Genomic DNA, 16231 nt, shown 5'->3' with positions numbered 1-16231 from the left:
GGAGGCCGGAGCATGAAAGAAATTCAAGATCGTGAGCAATTGAAGCATTATTTGCGCGCATTTCAGCTCGAATCCGTATTTCACGAGCCATTGCGGCCGCATTTGTCGCTGTACGGCTTCGAGCCGGGGGATCTCATCTGTACCCAAGGACAAGCTGCGGAGTATCTGTACGTGCTGGTTCACGGGAAATTAAAGATTTATACGACCTCATCGGAAGGCAAAACGCTAGTTCTCTCCTTCAAGACGCCGCTTGAGGTGATCGGGGATGTCGAATACGTACGCGGGACGCCCATCCTCAATACGGTCGAGGCTGTGACGTCGGTCTGTATGATTGGCGTCCATTACCGCTGGCTGCACAACTACGGAAAAGACCATGCGCCGCTGCTGCAGTTTTTGCTGGAAATCATTACGCAGAAGTTTTACGTCAAATCCAATTCGCTCAGCTTCAATTTGATGCATCCGGTGGAAGTGCGGTTGGCCAGCTATCTGTTGTCTGTCACGTCCGAAGAATCCGATTCCCGGTTGGAGGGTCAGGGAAGCGCGGTCAGCCTGTCGGACGCGGCGAATTTCATAGGAACCAGCTACAGGCACCTGAACCGGGTCATCCGGCAGTTCTGTATCCAAGGTCTCGTTGAGCGTCACAAAGGGATTATCGTGGTCAAAGACAGGAATGGGCTAAGCGCGTTGGCAGGCCATAATATTTATGAGAATCATCGGGGAAAAGGAGAGACGCGGTCATGATTGCAGGTTTGTCCCTGGCGCTTATCGCAGGCTCGCTGGTCGGGTTGCAAAATATTTTTAACAGCAAGGTGAACGAACGGGCAGGCTCATGGGCCACGACGACATTGGTATTAGGTCTGGGCTTTCTGGCTTCGCTGGCGCTCGGTCTAATCGTGGAGGGAAAGCAGCTATTCGCCCCGCATCCGATGCAGCTCTGGTACTGGTTTAGCGGCTTGATCGGCGTAGGGGTGGTCACCTGTCTGGTGCAGGGGATAAGGCTGCTTGGCCCTACGTATGCCGTCTCGATCGTGCTGACGGCGCAGCTCGGGTTTGCTTTATTGTGGGACTCTCTGGGGTGGATGGGTTTGGATAAGGTTCCTTTTACATTCAGCAAGCTGATCGGGGTGCTTGTCATCGTCGGCGGTATCGTTGTGTTTAAATTGGGCGGCAAGCGCGGGCGGGCGCGGGAAGCGTCCAAGATACCCGCGGGCTTTTCTTGACAAGGGCAGGCTTACATTATAAAATGGCTCCGAAACGAAAGGGTGTATTCCAGATGATTCGCATGGAAACAGTAAAATTATATCCGAAACGCTGCTCCGAACAAATGGATAAAAATCGATGAAACGTTGTCCGGAGCTTAATCGAAAAGCGTCATGCTTTTTATTCATCGGCCGATAGCCTTCCAATTTTTGGCGTGAAATCCCACGCTTATTTGGTTATGCCGCTGTCGGACGATAAATGATTAAGGGCTGTGGACGATGTTTCGTCTACAGCCTTTTGTTATACGAGGTTTGGATGGACCGTGAAGCAGAGGGCTTGTGCCGATTGGCGCAATATCTCTGCTTTTTTTTGCCGTTATTTCGGCACAAACTTCCTATCCGTGAGATCGAGGAGTGGATTACATTGAATCAAGAAAATGAATACGGCTGGAAAAGAAAGACGGTCTTGTTCCTGGCCGCGCAAACGATATCCTTATTCGGCTCGTCCTTAGTGCAATATGCCATCATTTGGTATATTACCCTGACGACGTCTTCTGGACTCATGATGACGATTTCCACAGTCTGCGGATTTGTGCCGCAAATCGCCATATCCCTGTTTGCCGGAGTATGGATCGACCGTTATCACCGCAAGAGCATGATCATGCTGGCTGACGGGATGATCGCGGCAGCGACCCTGGTCGTGGCCGTGTTGTTTTGGATGGGGCACCAGCCTGTCTGGCTGCTGTTTATGCTGCTGCTTATCCGTTCGGCAGGAACCGGAATCCAGACACCGGCTGTCAATGCGCTGATTCCCCAGCTCGTGCCCAAAGCTAAGCTTATGAAAGTGAATGGCGTGAACAGCAGCATTTCGTCCGCGATGATGTTTCTTTCCCCGGCGGCAAGCGGGGCGGTTCTCTCGATCGCTTCGCTTGAAGCGACGTTTTGGATAGACGTCATTACGGCAGTCGTCGGGATTAGCATCATGCTGACCCTTTCGGTACCGGCTTATTCTAACGCGGCCGCTACGTACCAATCCAATTTGCAGGGCATGATCCAAGGATGGGACTACGTGAAAACTCATGCCTTTATCCGGCGGCTGCTCCTATTTCTGTTTATCGTGATGATCTTGATCAGTCCTGCCGCTTTTTTAACGCCGCTTATGGTCAGCCGCTCCTTTGGAGAGGAGGTGTGGAGGCTGACGGCCAGCGAGATGACCTTCAGCGCCGGAGCCATAGCGGGCGGCCTTGTGGTGGCGGCTTGGGGAGGCTTCCGCAACCGCATGCATACCACGATGCTGGCGTGCGCGCTATACGGCCTGCTGATGGTTGGGCTGGGTACCGCTCCGGGGTTTGCCGCGTATTTATGCTTTAACTTTTTCATTGGAATAACCATGCCCTTATTCAACGCGCCGATCACGGTATTATTGCAAGAAAAAGCGGAGCCGTACATGCACGGCAGAGTGTTCAGTCTTGTGCAGGTCTCCAATTCCTGCGCCCTGCCGCTAGGGATGGTTCTGTTCGGTCCGCTGGGGGACTGGGTGCGGGTGGAAACCATCCTCGTCTTTGCCGGAATCCTGGTGATGGCCTGCGCGCTTTACGCGTTTTTCGGCAAACATTTTATCCATGCGGAATAGCGGAGGGGCGAGCTTATCAATCGGCCGCCTCCGGCTGCTCCACATAGATTCGAAATAACTGAATGTACAGCGCGATACTTAGGAATGCAACCGCCAAAATGATGCTGAATATGCCCATCGGAGGGACCCAGCCGGACAGGAAAACCGTGACCGGGGCCAAAAATCTGCCGATCGTCGCCTGCAGGCTGTCGGCTCCCATGTATTGTCCTCTTGCATGCTCCGGGGCATAGCGGCTGATAAAGCTCTGGGTGACCGGAGAGCGTACGATCTCGCCAAAGGTGAAGATGACCGTAATGAAAAACAGGTACCATAGGTTGGTGCTCAATCCAAGGGCGAATGTGCCCAATCCGGACAATAGCGAGGATAGAATGAATACATTGCGCTCCTTCCAATGGCGGAACCATTTCGTCACCGGCAATACAAACAGGACAAACAAAAGACCGTTTAACCCCAGCAACCAGCCAAAGATCTCTGTACCGGAGAGCACAAGGGAACCGCCATTCCATGCGAACAAAGGCTGGGCAGGGACCTCGTTGATCACGTATACCGCCAAATACAGATCCAATTGCATAATGGGGATCAGCGCAAAGATACCGGCCAAAATATAAATCAGGAACACCTTATCCCGAAAAATGATGCCGTATCCCTTCAACTGATCCTTGAATACGCGGGTAAGCGGAAGGGAGCTTCCGGGGTGCTTTTTCGCCGATTGCGGCAATGTTTCATGAACTATGAAGTAAATTGCGATCAAGTACAACAGCAGGACCGCGGCGCAGGTCCACAACAGCTCCTGCCGGTAATGGAAGAAGAACACGGCTCCGATTGCAGGTCCAAGCACCGCCCCAATGTTATTGGCCGTCATGAACGTTGCGAAGATCTGGCGACGGTTTTGCGCGGGAACCAGATCGGCAACCATCGCGGAGCTTGCAGGCCTGTAGACGGCTCCGCCCACCCCAATGCCGATAAACGCGATGTAATCCGTCCAATGGGAGGACGACACCGCAAATAAGGCAAACATCACCGTCTGAAGCGAAGCGCCCAGCAGCATCACGGGACGCCGTCCTAACCGATCGGCCAGAGCTCCTCCGAGCAGACTTCCGATCATGCCGAATAGAGGAGGGACGGCCATCAACAAGCCTGCCATATGGCTGCCTAATGCCGCGCCAAAATATACGGTGATAAACGGAAAGTACATCCAAAACAGCAGGTTAAACAGCGCTTCGCCGAGTAACCGGACCTTCAAATTGGGATTCCATAAACGGATTTGCACAAGACCTTATCCTTTCCACAACGACACTTGGTAGGTTCCCCGGCCGGGTATACAAACTATAGAATGTTATCCAGAAAAAGTATAGACTTATAATTTCGGATGATAATGAAGTTCAAGTATACCCGGCTTTAGTTTAACTGCTTCAAAAAACGAACACTTGTTCTGAGACGTAAAAGACGCTTCCATCGGAAGCGTCTTTTTTGATGTGGAGCGTTGGCTGCACGGTCTTGGTCGCGTTTTATCAATGCCGGGCTTTCCGGAGCATTCAGCAATTCGGAAAGAAGTTGAATTAGTGGGGTGATATGTTAAAATTAGGATTATATTGGTTTGATTGTTCTATATCCAGGCATTAAGGGGGAACGTTAATGACAGCGGGAGTCTGGAACTTTGTGTTTTCATGTTCCGGGCTGCCGCTGCTTTTATTTATGCCATGCATGGAGCGAGGTGATCCGGCGCGTGCGGAGCATTCCGGCCAATCCTTTGACCGAAATAAGCGTGAATTACCAGCTGATATTGCTGTTTTTGCTCATGGTTAGTCCTGTTTTTATGCTCCAATGGTACGGAAACATGAAGGCCGAACAAATCTTGAAGCGGAACGTGACGAACGCCTACCTGGAATTAAACAAGCAGAATCTGAGTCTGCTTAATCGGGACATGGATTCGATTAATCGAATCACCCTGACCATTATCCAAAATCCGCTCACGCAGCAAATGCTTCCGGACGGTACGGAATCGGTTGTGACGCGGGTCGGTAAATACGAAGCATTGGACAAGCTGCTCAAAAGCTACTCGATCGGGGGAGACGACGGCGGAGCCGTATATTTTTCTTTATACGTCAATGATCCCAACGACGATTATTCGTTTGCCCCGAAAGTCAGGCAGGCGGCGCAAGCAGGCGTTTTTTTCGTTTCGGACCGGAATCAGCCGGAATGGTTTCGGGAAGCGCTTCAAAAGCAAGGCAAGGGCGAGCTCAAAATTATCGACAATTTCGATCCGTCGTCCGATCAAGGAACGCTGAGCTACGTTCGTGCCGTGAACAACATCGATCAGGGGAATGGCGTTATCGGCGTTTTGGTGGTGACCAAGCTTGAAAATATGATTGAAAACGATTTTCGCAGCGTACAGTTACCGGACGGAGAAATTTACTTAACCGACTGGTCCGGCCGGATTCTTGCGTCAACGACGAAAGGCGCGGGAAGCCTGCTTCCGCTTCCGCCCGCCGCCAAAGACCCGGATGCCATGGAAGGCATACTGGACACCGTGCATTCGGGTTATATTTACGTCGTCAACTACAGCCGTTTGCTCCAGCAAAAGCTGATTTACCGCATTCCCATCCACTCCTTGCTTCAGCAGCAAAACGAGCTGAAACGGGTGATTCAATTCATTTCCGTCGTTTATTCGGTACTGGCGTTTGTCGTCGTGATGTATTTCTGGAGATCGTTAATGAATCCGATACAGAAGCTGGTCCATTTTATAAAGAGCTACGTACCGGGCAAGCCGGTGCGGAAGACGGCCGGGCGCAGGAGAAACGACGAGCTCGGCGTGCTGATATCCTCCGTCTATGACATGGCCGACCGGCTGAATCATCTCGTGAACGACAAGTATCAGCATGAAATCAGACAAAAGGAAGCGCAGCTGCAAATTTTGTACCAGCAAATTAATCCTCACTTGCTGTATAACACGCTGGAAAGCATTTATTGGAAAAGCACGCTGGAAGGCAAGAGCGAATCCGCGGAGATGATCAAAGAATTGTCCAAACTTATGAAGATCGGATTAAGCAGGGGAAGAGAGCTGATCACGATCGGCGAAGAGATGGAGCATGCCGCCGCCTATATCAGCCTGCAGCAGCGAAGATATGAGCATAAGTTTCGCGTGAAATGGAATATCGTGGAGGACGTGCGTCCTCTGCTGATTCCGAAGATTACGCTTCAGCCGTTAATTGAAAACGCTATGATCCACGGCGTGAAAAATATGGGGGAAGACGGGGAAATCGTCATATCGGCCGTGCGGCAGGACGACAAGGTGATGATCCGCGTGGAAGATAACGGCTTTAGGGAAGCGGATCTTGCCGCGATCCGCCGATCGCTGCACGAAGAGCATCCGGACCCGTCCTTGGGATACGGCATACGCAACATTCATCAGCGGGTCCGTCTTCATTTCGGCGCTGCTTACGGACTCGACTATATGAGAAATCAACCGCACGGCACGGTCGTAACGATTACTTTGCCTAAGCGCGAAGCCGTTCCGGCCGGACAATAAACTCGCGAGGTGACTTGGAATGTACACTATTTTGCTTGTGGACGACGAACCGCTGATCTGTCAAGGCTTAAGCCGGCTTTTGGCCTCTTCGGGCTTGAATATCCATCAGCTCTTTATTGCGCACAGCGGCTATGAAGCGATGGACTATATCCGGATGGAAGAAGTCGACCTGCTGATCACGGACATCCAGATGGGTGAAATGAGCGGCATCGAATTGATGCATCAAGCGAAAATGGCCAGGCCGTCGGTACAATCGATTGTCGTTTCCGCTTACGAGACGTTTCAGTATGCGCAATTGGCGATGAGATTGGGAGCGAAGGATTACTTGATCAAGCCGCTGAACGGCAGCCATTTTTTGGATAGCGTGCGCAATGTATTGCTCAAAATGGACAAAGCGGCTGTAACCCACGATGAATTGATCGCCGAGCTGAGCGGCCGGTTCCGGATAGAAGAGCCCGACCGGGCGAAAACCGAGGCGCTGAACCGGCTGCTTGCCGATCCCGCCAGCGTCATGGCGGATCCTTCGGCGGAGCGGCTTGTCCCGCTTGCCTCCTTGAAAGGGCCGTATTTTGCCGTTCTTAAAATGAAGCTGAATATCCAACCCTCCCAGGCCGGGAGCCGGTTTCTCGATAAAGATTCCGACTTCATGCAGTATGCCGTATTGAACGCGGCGAGCGAGCTGCTCGGCGGGCAGTGGAATCATCTCGCCTTTTATTCCCCCGATCATGAGATTTCGATCATTCTTCAGTGGGACGACGAAGCCTACGGAGATAAGAGCATCAACAAAATCAGCCAATTGGACATGATTGGCAGATCGCTGCATGCGAATATCCGGAAGCATTTATCGCTGCCATGCGTTGTGGGCATCAGTCAGATTATGAAAGGAATCGAGTTTATAGGCGCTCTGAACGAGCAGGCGAGGAAAGCGATCCGCTTTCACCGGGAGCATCAGGATCATTACGTGTTTTATTACGGCGACTTTAGCTGGAATCCGGCTTCCCATGAGGCGACCGAAGAGGAGCTGATCGTTCATCACAATCAAATTGTGGATACGGCCAAGCAATACATCCATCGGCACTTTGGCCAAAAAGGGCTCACGCTCCAGGAGGTCGCTCACCAAAGTCACGTGAGTCCCAATTACTTGAGCTATTTGTTCAAGAAAAAAACCGGCTACAACCTTTGGGATTATGTCGTGAAATTGAGAATGGAAGAAAGCCGGAGGCTCATTACAAGCACGGACATGCGCCGCTACGAAATTGCCGATAAGGTAGGGTATGAATCGCCGGAGCATTTCAGCAAAATATTTAAAAAATATTACGGAATCAGTCCGAGCGAATTGAAGAAGTAAAATCGCCAATGATCCCGATAGGATTGCACATGTTCAATTTCCCTTCACCTTTCTACAATGAAGTCAAGACCTGTGAGAAATGAGGGAAATCCGCTGTGTATCAAGTCGTGAAAAGGCATCTGTGGGGTTATCTGTTTCTTTTGCCGGCTGCGGTTATTTTCGGGTTGTTCTTATGGACGCCGATTGTCAAAGGCTTCGTCTACAGCCTGTACCACGTTGATTTTATGAAAGGCAACGCTTTCGTCGGCTTCGACAATTATGTAAAAGTGCTCCGCGATCCCGACATCGGGCGCGCGGTGATAAACACGTTATATTATATGTTTCTGGGTCTTGTCATCGGCTTCTGGGTGCCGATCGTCTTTGCGGTTGCCATCTCCGAGCTGAGGAGGTTCCAAGGGTTCGTCCGCATCGCCGCTTACTTGCCGAACGTGCTTCCTGTAGTCGTCTTGTACGGGCTGTGGCGATGGATTTTCGACCCGGTCGGTCCGATCAATGCGGTGCTGGACAAGCTGGGCTTCGAGCCCGTATCGTTTATGACCGATACGAGCTGGTCGATGGCATCGCTGGTCATTATGGAAACCTGGCAGCAATTCGGCGGCGCGCTGCTGATTTATTTGGCCGGCTTGCTGAGCATTCCCCGGGATTGGTATGAGGCGGCGGAAATGGATGGGGCCGGTGTCTGGCAGCGGATACGCTACATTACGCTTCCTTCGATGAAAAGCCTGATTCTGCTTTTATTGATTCTGCAAATCATCTCGACCTCGCAGGGATATCAATCCCAGTATGCCATGCTTGACGGCGGTCCTAACAAAGCGACGCTCACTTATGTTCTGCTTATCGTGAAGTATGCGTTTACGAGCCAGGATTACGGCGCAGCGTCCGCCTTGGGCGTGCTGATGTTTTTCGTGCTCGGCGGATTGGCCCTTGCTCAATCCAAGCTTGCCGGCAAGGAGGGGGCTTGAGCATGAACAAGCACGAGCGCGGCATTCTTTCGAGCTACGATTTGCGGCACAGCTCCACCCGGTTCTGCTACGCGATCATGATCGCGGCGATCCTCGTTATGGTCTGTTCCATGATCTATCCGATTCTTATTACGTTTTTTAACGGGGTCAGGCCCAATGCGGAGATGAACTCGTTTCCGCCCCGGTTTTTCCCTTCGGAGTGGCATTTCGAAAATTTCCGGCAGGGCTGGAATTATATTGATCTGCTTCTTTTCCTTCGCAATACGTTTATCATTTTCACGGGCAACTTGATCGTGACGGTCGTCGTGCTTGGTTTGGCGGCGTTCAGCTTGACGCATTTGAACGTGCCTTACCGGAGACAGATCGGCGCCTTTTTTTGGATTACGCTCTTTATCCCGCCGACGACCTATATTATTCCGAACTTTATGAATTTGAAGGAGCTCGGACTGCTGAACCAGTTTGCGGCGTTCTGGCTGCCTGCGGCGGCAAACGCTTTTTACTTGCTGCTGCTGAAAAATTTTTTCGGCAGCCTGCACCCGGAAATCTTCGAGGCGGCGAGAATGGACGGCGCGTCCGACGGGACCTGCTTCTTCCGGATTGCGTTTCCTTTGTCCGTGCCGATTTTTGCGACGTTGTCGATCTTTATTTTTTCGGCGGTATGGAACGATTGGTTCTGGCCGTCGATCGTGATGCACAGCGACAACGGCTATCCTCTGGCCACGTCCATCTACAAGTATGTGCTGCAAGCCCGCAGAATGAATTTAAACCTGCGGTTTGCGATCTTGTTCCTGGTGATGCTCCCTCCGGTCGTCGTGTTTCTCCTTTTCCAGAAGTTCATTTTGCGCGGCGTGCAGTTGGGAGGCGTTAAAGGCTAGCGGGCGGCCTTAGCGTAAACCTGCGCATAATCCGGATAGGAATACGCCTCGTTTCGGCAGAAGGGTCAGATTAAGATGGGGGTTAGATACACATTCATCATTTGGAAAGGGGAATTCCAATGCGCGAGCGCAACGCTCTACTCGCATCGTCGATGTCTCTCTTTATGCTCGGGTTCTTGTTGACCGCATGCAGCCCGGACGCCAGCCCCGCCACCGAAGGCGGGAACAATTCAGCTTCGCCCGGCAAGAAAGAAATCACCATCAGCGTCTACTATCCGACGCCTGATCTCGTGGAGAAGCGGGCGCTGGAGGACGATAAAATCCGCCGGTTTACGGAGAAGTATCCGAATGTGGAAATCGTAAAAAGCGATTGGCACTACGATCCGAACCAAATCGGCATTAAGATGGGCGCCAATGAAGCCCCGACCCTATTCAACACGTATGCCACGGAAGGGAAGTTTTTGGCGGAAAAAGGATGGGCGGCCGACCTTACGAGCCTGTTCCAGGCCTATGAATTCAAAGATCAGATGAACCCGATTTTGCAGCAGCAATTCGTCATCGGCGGCAAAATTTACGGGATCGCCCAGCAAGGCTATGTGACCGGCACCATTATCAATAAAAAGATGCTGGAGGATAAAAAGATCGCGGTACCGCCGCTCGATTGGACGTGGGACGATATGTACAACACGGCCAAGGCGGCAGCCGATCCTGCCAAAGGCATCTCCGGCATTGCTCCCATGGGGAAAGGGAACGAAGCCGGATGGAACTGGACCAACTTCCTGTTTGAAGCGGGGGGAGACATTCAGAAGGTAGAGGGCGGCAAGGTCACGGCGCTCTTTCATTCCGAGGCGGGGGTAAGAGCGCTGCAATTTTACCGAAGCCTGGCTTGGGATGCGAAAGCGATACCGAAAGACTGGGCGCTCGGGTGGGGGGACGCCGTAGGCGCTTTTGCCCAGAGCCGGACGGCCATGGTGATCGCGGGACCGGACGGTCCGATCGATCAGGCGCTCAACCAGGGCGGCATGAAGCCTGCCGATGTGCTCTTTTACCCGATGCCGGCTGCGGTCAAGGGCGGCAAGCATACCGGCGTGCTCGGCGGCGATTATCTCGTCATCAATCCGAAAGCCACGCAGGAGGAGCAAGAGGCGGCATTCCGTTACGCAACGTTCGACTACTTCTCGGACAAAGGGCTGGCTTCCATCGAAGCGAGCATCCAGCAGCGTAAGCAGGACAACAAATATTTTGTGCCCCCGGTGATCGAGTACTTCACTTCCGATTCCGATTACGGCAAAAGGGTGAAGGCCGTCTACGACAAATACGACAACGTCTATCAATACCTGCCCGACATCATGAAGTACCTTGACGGGAAACCGGAAGCGCAGTTCAATACGCAGGATTACTACGCGGCCATGACAAGTGTCGTACAGGATGTTTTTTCGCGCAAAGACGCCGATCCGAAAACGGTGCTGGATGCGGCGGCGAAGCTGGTTCAGGAAAAATATTACAACCCGATTAAGGTGGAATAGCAAGCCGCTGCCCGATAGGAGGAGGTTGGCCGGGATTGATTTCCGGTCAGCCTTTTTGCTTTAGCCTGCGGCAGCCGTGCCGGACACCTTCGGATGAATCGGACGCGAGGTCCGTAAGATTGCGCCTGATCTTCATAACATACAACATTGAAACGAAGGCTCGAAGCATTAGAATGGTAATCAGCACAACCGCATCTTGTACAGCCGGCAGGCTCTGTATCCTGGGGGAGGGGAGGTACGGACGGTAAGCTAAGCATGAATCCGTTGATAGGAGGCGATAAAACGCATTGAAGCAGGCGATGCGAAATCCGCGCAAGCTGGTTCTGGATATTGAACAAGGAGGCAGGCTTATGATTATGCCGTTTCGCTTAAAGAGAAAGCCAAATGTTCCGATGTGGATACTTGTTTTTTGTTTGGTGCTTACTCAGGTCGGATGGGTTCCGGAGAAGGCGCAGGCCGCAACGAATTTGGCTGCAGGCAAACCGATTACTGCGAGCAGCGCCGTCGATGTCTATCATGCGGCGAACGCGAACGACGGCAATCCCGCGACCTATTGGGAAAGCGCGAACAATGCTTTTCCGCAGTGGCTGCGTGTCGATCTCGGCGCCGTCAGCGCGATCAATCAAGTCGTTCTCCGTCTGCCGCCCGGTTGGGAGCAGCGCTCTCAAACCTTATCCGTTATGGGCAGTACGGACGATGTCAACTACGGCACGTTGACCGCTTCCTCCGCGTATTCGTTCGATCCTGCCGGCGGAAACGCCGTAACGATCTCCTTCGCGAAGGCCGACGCAAGATACGTGAAGCTGCATTTTACCGCGAATACCGGCTGGCCGGCGGCGCAAGTATCCGAGCTGGAAGTATACGGCCAAACGACACCGCCACCGCCGGGCACCTATGAAGCGGAGTCGGCCCAATTGTCGGACGGAGCCAAAGTCAACACCGATCATGCCGGCTATACCGGGAGCGGATTTGTCGACGGCTACGGGAATCAGGGAGCAGCGACGCAGTTTACGGTAACCGTAAGCTCCGCAGGCAGCTACAACGCCAAGTTGAGATATGCGAACGCCATGGGCGGAAACCGCACGCTCAGCCTGTACGTCAATGGAACGAAAATCAAGCAAACGACGCTGCCTTCCTTGGCAAACTGGGACACCTGGTCGACCAAGTCGGAGAGCGTAAAATTAAACGCCGGCAGCAATACGATAACGTACAAATATGATCCCGGCGATTCGGGTAACGTGAACCTGGATCAGCTTCAGATCACCGAAGGCACCGGATCGGAGCCAAGGTCCGCTTTTGCCGCCATCGAGGCTGAAAGCTACGACGGTCAATCCGGCGTCGAGACCGAAAGCTCCGGCGAAGGCGGATTGAGTATCAGCCATATCGACGAAGGGGATTACGTCGTCTATAAAAACATCGACTTCGGAACCAGAGCCTCGATTTTCGAGGCCAGAGCGGCGAGCAATACCGCGGGAGGAACGGTCGAGGTTCGCTTGGACAGCCTCACAGGCACGCTCGCCGGTACGTGCGTCTTGCCGGGCACGGGCGGATGGCAGACCTGGATCACGAAATCATGCGGAATCAACTCCATCAGCGGGGTACACGACCTTTATCTCAAGTTTACGGGCGGCTCCAACCTGTTCAATCTGAATTGGTTTAAGTTCTCCAATCCGACGACTCCGATTCCGACAAGAGGCGCAACCATGCCTTACGATATTTATGAAGCGGAGGACGGCGAGATCGGCGGCGGGGCGGCCATCGCAGGTCCGAACCGCAATGTCGGCGATTTGGCCGGCGAGGCTTCCGGACGGAAGGCGGTGACCTTGAATACGACGGGCAGCTTCGTGCAGTTCACGACGAAAGCCGACACGAATACGCTGGTGATGCGCTTTTCCATTCCCGACGCCCCTGGCGGCGGCGGAATCCATTCCACACTCAATATTTATGTCAATGGCAGCTATGCCAAATCGATCGACCTGACTTCCAAGTATATGTGGCTTTACGGCAGCGAAACCTCGCCGGACAATTCGCCCGGCTCTGGCGCTCCAAGGCATATTTATGACGAAGCGAATATCATGTTCGATCAAACGATTCCCAAAGGAAGCACGATCAAGCTGCAAAAGGACCCTGCCAACACAACGACGTACGCCATCGATTTTATCAGCTTGGAGCAGGTATCGCCTCTTGCCAATCCCGACCCGGCCAAATACGTCACGCCGGCCAACACGTCGCACCAAGCTGTCCAAGATGCGTTGGATCGCGTGCGTATGGACCCGGCCAGCAAGCTGGTCGGCGTGTATCTTCCTGCGGGCACCTACGAAACGGGTTCCAAGTTTCAGGTCTACGGCAAACCGGTAAAGGTTATCGGCGCCGGCCCCTGGTATACGAAATTCGTAGCTCCGGCGAATCAGACGAACACCGATATCGGCTTTCATGCAGGCTCCGGCGCCAACGGCTCCACCTTTGCGAACTTTGCGTATTTCGGCAACTATGTTGCGCGGATTGACGGTCCGGGGAAAGTATTCGGCTTCACGAACGTCGCCGACATGACGATCGACAACGTTTGGGTGGAGCACCAGATTTGTATGTTCTGGGGGCAAAATGTCGACCGTACGGTAATCAAAAACGCCCGAATCCGCAACGTATTCGCCGATGGCATCAATTTTACGAACGGAAGCACGAACAATCTCGTCACCAACGTCGAGACCCGCGGAACAGGGGACGACAGCTTCGCTTTATTTAACGCCGTAGATGCGGGAGCGCCGGATGACAATGCAGGCAACGTATTCGAAAACTTAACCTCGCTCGTCACCTGGCGTGCGGCCGGTCTGGCCGTCTACGGGGGCACCGGCAATACGTTCCGGAACATTTATATCGCGGACACGTTGGTTTATTCCGGCGTGACGGTTAGCTCCTTGGATTTTGGCTACCCGTTCCGGGGATTCGGCGCTTCGCCGCAAACGACCATCGAGAATATATCGCTGGTCCGCACGGGCGGGCACTTCTGGGGCAATCAAACGTTCCCGGCGATCTGGTTGTTCTCGGCCTCGAAGGAGTTCCGCGGCATCCGCATACGTGATATGGATATCGTCGATCCGACCTATCACGGGATCATGTTCCAAACGAAGTACAACGGAGCTTCTCCCGAAAATCCCGTCACCGACACGGTCTTTTCCAACGTGACGATTTCGGGCGTCCGCAAGAGCGGGGATGCGTATGACGCCAAATCGGGCTTCGGCATCTGGGCCAACGAAATCGAAGGAGGACCGGCGGTAGGCTCAGCCGTATTCAACAATCTGAAGTTCTTGAATATGGGGCCCGGAACAACGAACATCAAAAATACGACTTCCACCTTCACGGTGACAGTCAAGCCTTAACCGGGAAACAGACCTTTGCCGCCGCCCGCGGGCGAGGGTCTGTTTTTTCGCTGGCAAACGATGCAGTCTGGTATGGGAAAATAAAGTTCTTTCATCCAGTCCAACTCAGTGATACGCCAATACAAAAGGCGAGTGATCTGTATCCATGGATACATTTCTCTTTGAAACCCTGTAGAACTGCCATGATCCCTGAGTGTTTCAATATAAACATGAGGCACCTGCCCAGGTTCGTTTATACGAAAGGTCAAATTTTAATCGTTTTGTGATCCATTTGAGCTTCAAGAACATCGTATAATGCCAATTTATAATTGATTTTATCTAAATTGTAGTAAAGTTCTTTTATTTTTTTCTCTATTTCTGATTTATGAGTTAACATCATTTTTTTACGTATTGAAATCGTGTGATCTCCCTCTTTATATAAGTTTACATATTCCTGGATTTGAGCGATTGGCATTCCTGTTGCTCGAAGCGCGGTAGTAAAATGAATCCACTCTAAATCTTCTTGGTCATATATGCGTTTTCCATTTTCGTTACGCTTTACATAAGGGAGAAGTCCCTCGCTTTCATAGTATCGAAGTGCGGCGGGTGGACGGAACGAAGTTGAAGCCGAAATTGATTCGGTGTCGTGCGATTTCTCAACGAACAAAGACGAGTCAGCTTAATAAAGCAGCGGCAATCTAGAACGTAATTTTCCAGTCCAAGGCTGCCGCTGCTTTCGATTTTCGAGTCATTCTAGATTTAAGGCCAATATGAACCATAGTCACGTCCGTGTTTATCGAATTACGATAGCATCCACTTTAAACGGCCAATCGCAACAAATAGGGCAAACGCTAAGAAAATGATATTCACGACAATTTCTCCATACTCGCCGCGCATCATATGGAATACGGCACCGAAAAGCACGATGGCAGCAAGTCCGGCCGCGGCAAGCGGCGCCAAAACAGGGACGATTTTTGTAGCTTGAGGCAAAATTAAACCTATTGCTCCAAGCAATTCCACTAATCCAATAAAGAAAACAAGATCTTTGGGAACATCGCTTACCCATGTCCAGGACGTTTTTGCTGCTTCATACTGAAACGCCTTCAACCAACCAGAATAAACAAATCCTAATGCTAATATCCCTTGTGCGATCCATAACACGACATTCATGAATTACGCCAACTCCTTATCAATTTCATCTATTGCTATCCCAACCTAACGAACGATAATCCATACTGCTTTTTCTTTAATCGCCTCCTCTTGTGTCTATTGAGCTCTAGCTGCATAATAATCTATAGCAATCGCTTCAGGAAGTAGTTACTTAAAATAAACGTAGTATACAAAAAGAAACCTAAGGCCAGCAAAGAAGGGGAGGGTATAATCATGTCTACCTTTTGTAAATTCGAGACGGCGTTGGAGATCCTTGTCGGGAAATGGAAGCCAGTTATTCTGCTTCGCCTTTTTTCAAACGGAACCATGAGATTTAGCGAGCTTCAAAAAGCGATACCGGAGATAACCAAAAAAATGCTGACCCAACAATTACGGGAGTTGGAGTATCACGATATTGTTCATCGTGAGATCTATCGCCAAATTCCCCCCAAGGTGGAATACTCCATCACAGAATACGGTAAAGGGATGGAACCCATTTTGCAGGCGTTAAATGATTGGGGAGTAGCTCATATCGAACATTTAAATGAGTTATACGGTCCGAATCATTCCGTAGAACCGCACACAAATGATGCAATGGATGAATAGAATACGCGAACGGGTAACGTTAGTTGAATAAAGGAGCGGTAGTCTGGA

Annotated in this window: 13 protein-coding genes; 10 read left to right on the top strand and 3 right to left on the bottom strand. The window is 51.8% G+C overall.

Annotated elements, in window-relative coordinates:
- The first annotated feature begins 12 nt into the window (after positions 1–12).
- From PEH01S_RS02980 to PEH01S_RS02970, 3 genes are all read left to right on the top strand, one after another.
- Positions 13–741 (top strand): Crp/Fnr family transcriptional regulator, encoded by a 729-nt coding sequence (locus PEH01S_RS02980; protein WP_127483891.1) that lies wholly within the window; start codon positions 13–15, stop codon positions 739–741.
- Positions 738–1220, top strand: coding sequence for a DMT family transporter (locus PEH01S_RS02975; protein WP_025848093.1), 483 nt, complete (start codon positions 738–740; stop codon positions 1218–1220). The genes PEH01S_RS02980 and PEH01S_RS02975 overlap by 4 nt, the downstream gene beginning before the upstream one ends.
- A 403-nt stretch (positions 1221–1623) precedes the next feature.
- Positions 1624–2832, top strand: a complete 1209-nt coding sequence (locus tag PEH01S_RS02970) for an MFS transporter (protein ID WP_246062774.1) — start codon at positions 1624–1626, stop codon at positions 2830–2832.
- A gap of 16 nt (positions 2833–2848) precedes the next feature.
- Here the strand turns inward: PEH01S_RS02970 and PEH01S_RS02965 are convergent, their stop codons facing one another.
- Positions 2849–4102: an MDR family MFS transporter gene (locus PEH01S_RS02965; RefSeq protein ID WP_127483889.1), complete on the bottom strand. Its 1254-nt coding sequence runs from the start codon at positions 4100–4102 to the stop codon at positions 2849–2851.
- A 456-nt stretch (positions 4103–4558) separates the two neighbouring features.
- Here PEH01S_RS02965 and PEH01S_RS02960 point away from each other — a divergent pair, with 456 nt between their 5' ends.
- From PEH01S_RS02960 to PEH01S_RS02930, 6 genes are all read left to right on the top strand, one after another.
- A complete protein-coding gene (locus PEH01S_RS02960; protein WP_127483918.1) occupies positions 4559–6361 on the top strand; it encodes a cache domain-containing sensor histidine kinase in 1803 nt (600 codons plus the stop codon).
- Between the two features lie 19 nt (positions 6362–6380).
- Positions 6381–7709, top strand: coding sequence for a response regulator (locus tag PEH01S_RS02955; protein ID WP_127483888.1), 1329 nt, complete (start codon positions 6381–6383; stop codon positions 7707–7709).
- A 95-nt stretch (positions 7710–7804) separates the two neighbouring features.
- Positions 7805–8671, top strand: coding sequence for a carbohydrate ABC transporter permease (locus tag PEH01S_RS02950; RefSeq protein ID WP_127483887.1), 867 nt, complete (start codon positions 7805–7807; stop codon positions 8669–8671).
- 2 nt (positions 8672–8673) lie between these two features.
- The gene (locus tag PEH01S_RS02945; RefSeq protein WP_025848100.1) at positions 8674–9546 is read left to right on the top strand and encodes a carbohydrate ABC transporter permease; all 873 of its coding nucleotides are present in this window, start codon (positions 8674–8676) and stop codon (positions 9544–9546) included.
- 119 nt (positions 9547–9665) lie between these two features.
- On the top strand, positions 9666–11072 hold the full coding sequence (locus PEH01S_RS02940; RefSeq protein ID WP_127483886.1) for an ABC transporter substrate-binding protein: 1407 nt from the start codon (positions 9666–9668) through the stop codon (positions 11070–11072).
- 350 nt (positions 11073–11422) lie between these two features.
- Entirely contained in the window at positions 11423–14449 is a 3027-nt protein-coding gene (locus PEH01S_RS02930) for a carbohydrate-binding protein (RefSeq protein ID WP_164827652.1), read from the top strand.
- Positions 14450–14693: 244 nt separating this feature from the next.
- On the opposite strand, the gene PEH01S_RS02925 is transcribed toward PEH01S_RS02930, so the two are convergent.
- The gene (locus PEH01S_RS02925) at positions 14694–15095 is read right to left on the bottom strand and encodes a MerR family transcriptional regulator (protein ID WP_025848106.1); all 402 of its coding nucleotides are present in this window, start codon (positions 15093–15095) and stop codon (positions 14694–14696) included.
- A 134-nt stretch (positions 15096–15229) separates the two neighbouring features.
- Positions 15230–15598, bottom strand: a complete 369-nt coding sequence (locus PEH01S_RS02920; RefSeq protein WP_025848107.1) for a DoxX family protein — start codon at positions 15596–15598, stop codon at positions 15230–15232.
- Positions 15599–15811: 213 nt separating this feature from the next.
- Between PEH01S_RS02920 and PEH01S_RS02915 the strand changes: the two genes are divergently transcribed.
- Positions 15812–16183, top strand: coding sequence for a winged helix-turn-helix transcriptional regulator (locus tag PEH01S_RS02915; protein WP_025848108.1), 372 nt, complete (start codon positions 15812–15814; stop codon positions 16181–16183).
- Positions 16184–16231 lie beyond the last annotated feature (48 nt).

It is taken from the genome of Paenibacillus ehimensis NBRC 15659, assembly GCF_004000785.1.
Taxonomy (GTDB): Bacteria; Bacillota; Bacilli; order Paenibacillales; family NBRC-103111; genus Paenibacillus_G; species Paenibacillus_G ehimensis.
Note: the sequence above shows the minus strand (reverse complement) of the source record. Positions and strands in the feature narration are given on the sequence as shown.

Coding starts and splice junctions, on each gene's coding strand:
- PEH01S_RS02980 (WP_127483891.1), top strand. CDS start 13: ATGAAAGAAATTCAAGATCGTGAGCAATTGAAGCATTATTTGCGCGCA.
- PEH01S_RS02975 (WP_025848093.1), top strand. CDS start 738: ATGATTGCAGGTTTGTCCCTGGCGCTTATCGCAGGCTCGCTGGTCGGG.
- PEH01S_RS02955 (WP_127483888.1), top strand. CDS start 6,381: ATGTACACTATTTTGCTTGTGGACGACGAACCGCTGATCTGTCAAGGC.
- PEH01S_RS02945 (WP_025848100.1), top strand. CDS start 8,674: ATGAACAAGCACGAGCGCGGCATTCTTTCGAGCTACGATTTGCGGCAC.
- PEH01S_RS02940 (WP_127483886.1), top strand. CDS start 9,666: ATGCGCGAGCGCAACGCTCTACTCGCATCGTCGATGTCTCTCTTTATG.
- PEH01S_RS02930 (WP_164827652.1), top strand. CDS start 11,423: ATGATTATGCCGTTTCGCTTAAAGAGAAAGCCAAATGTTCCGATGTGG.
- PEH01S_RS02920 (WP_025848107.1), bottom strand. CDS start 15,598: ATGAATGTCGTGTTATGGATCGCACAAGGGATATTAGCATTAGGATTT.
- PEH01S_RS02915 (WP_025848108.1), top strand. CDS start 15,812: ATGTCTACCTTTTGTAAATTCGAGACGGCGTTGGAGATCCTTGTCGGG.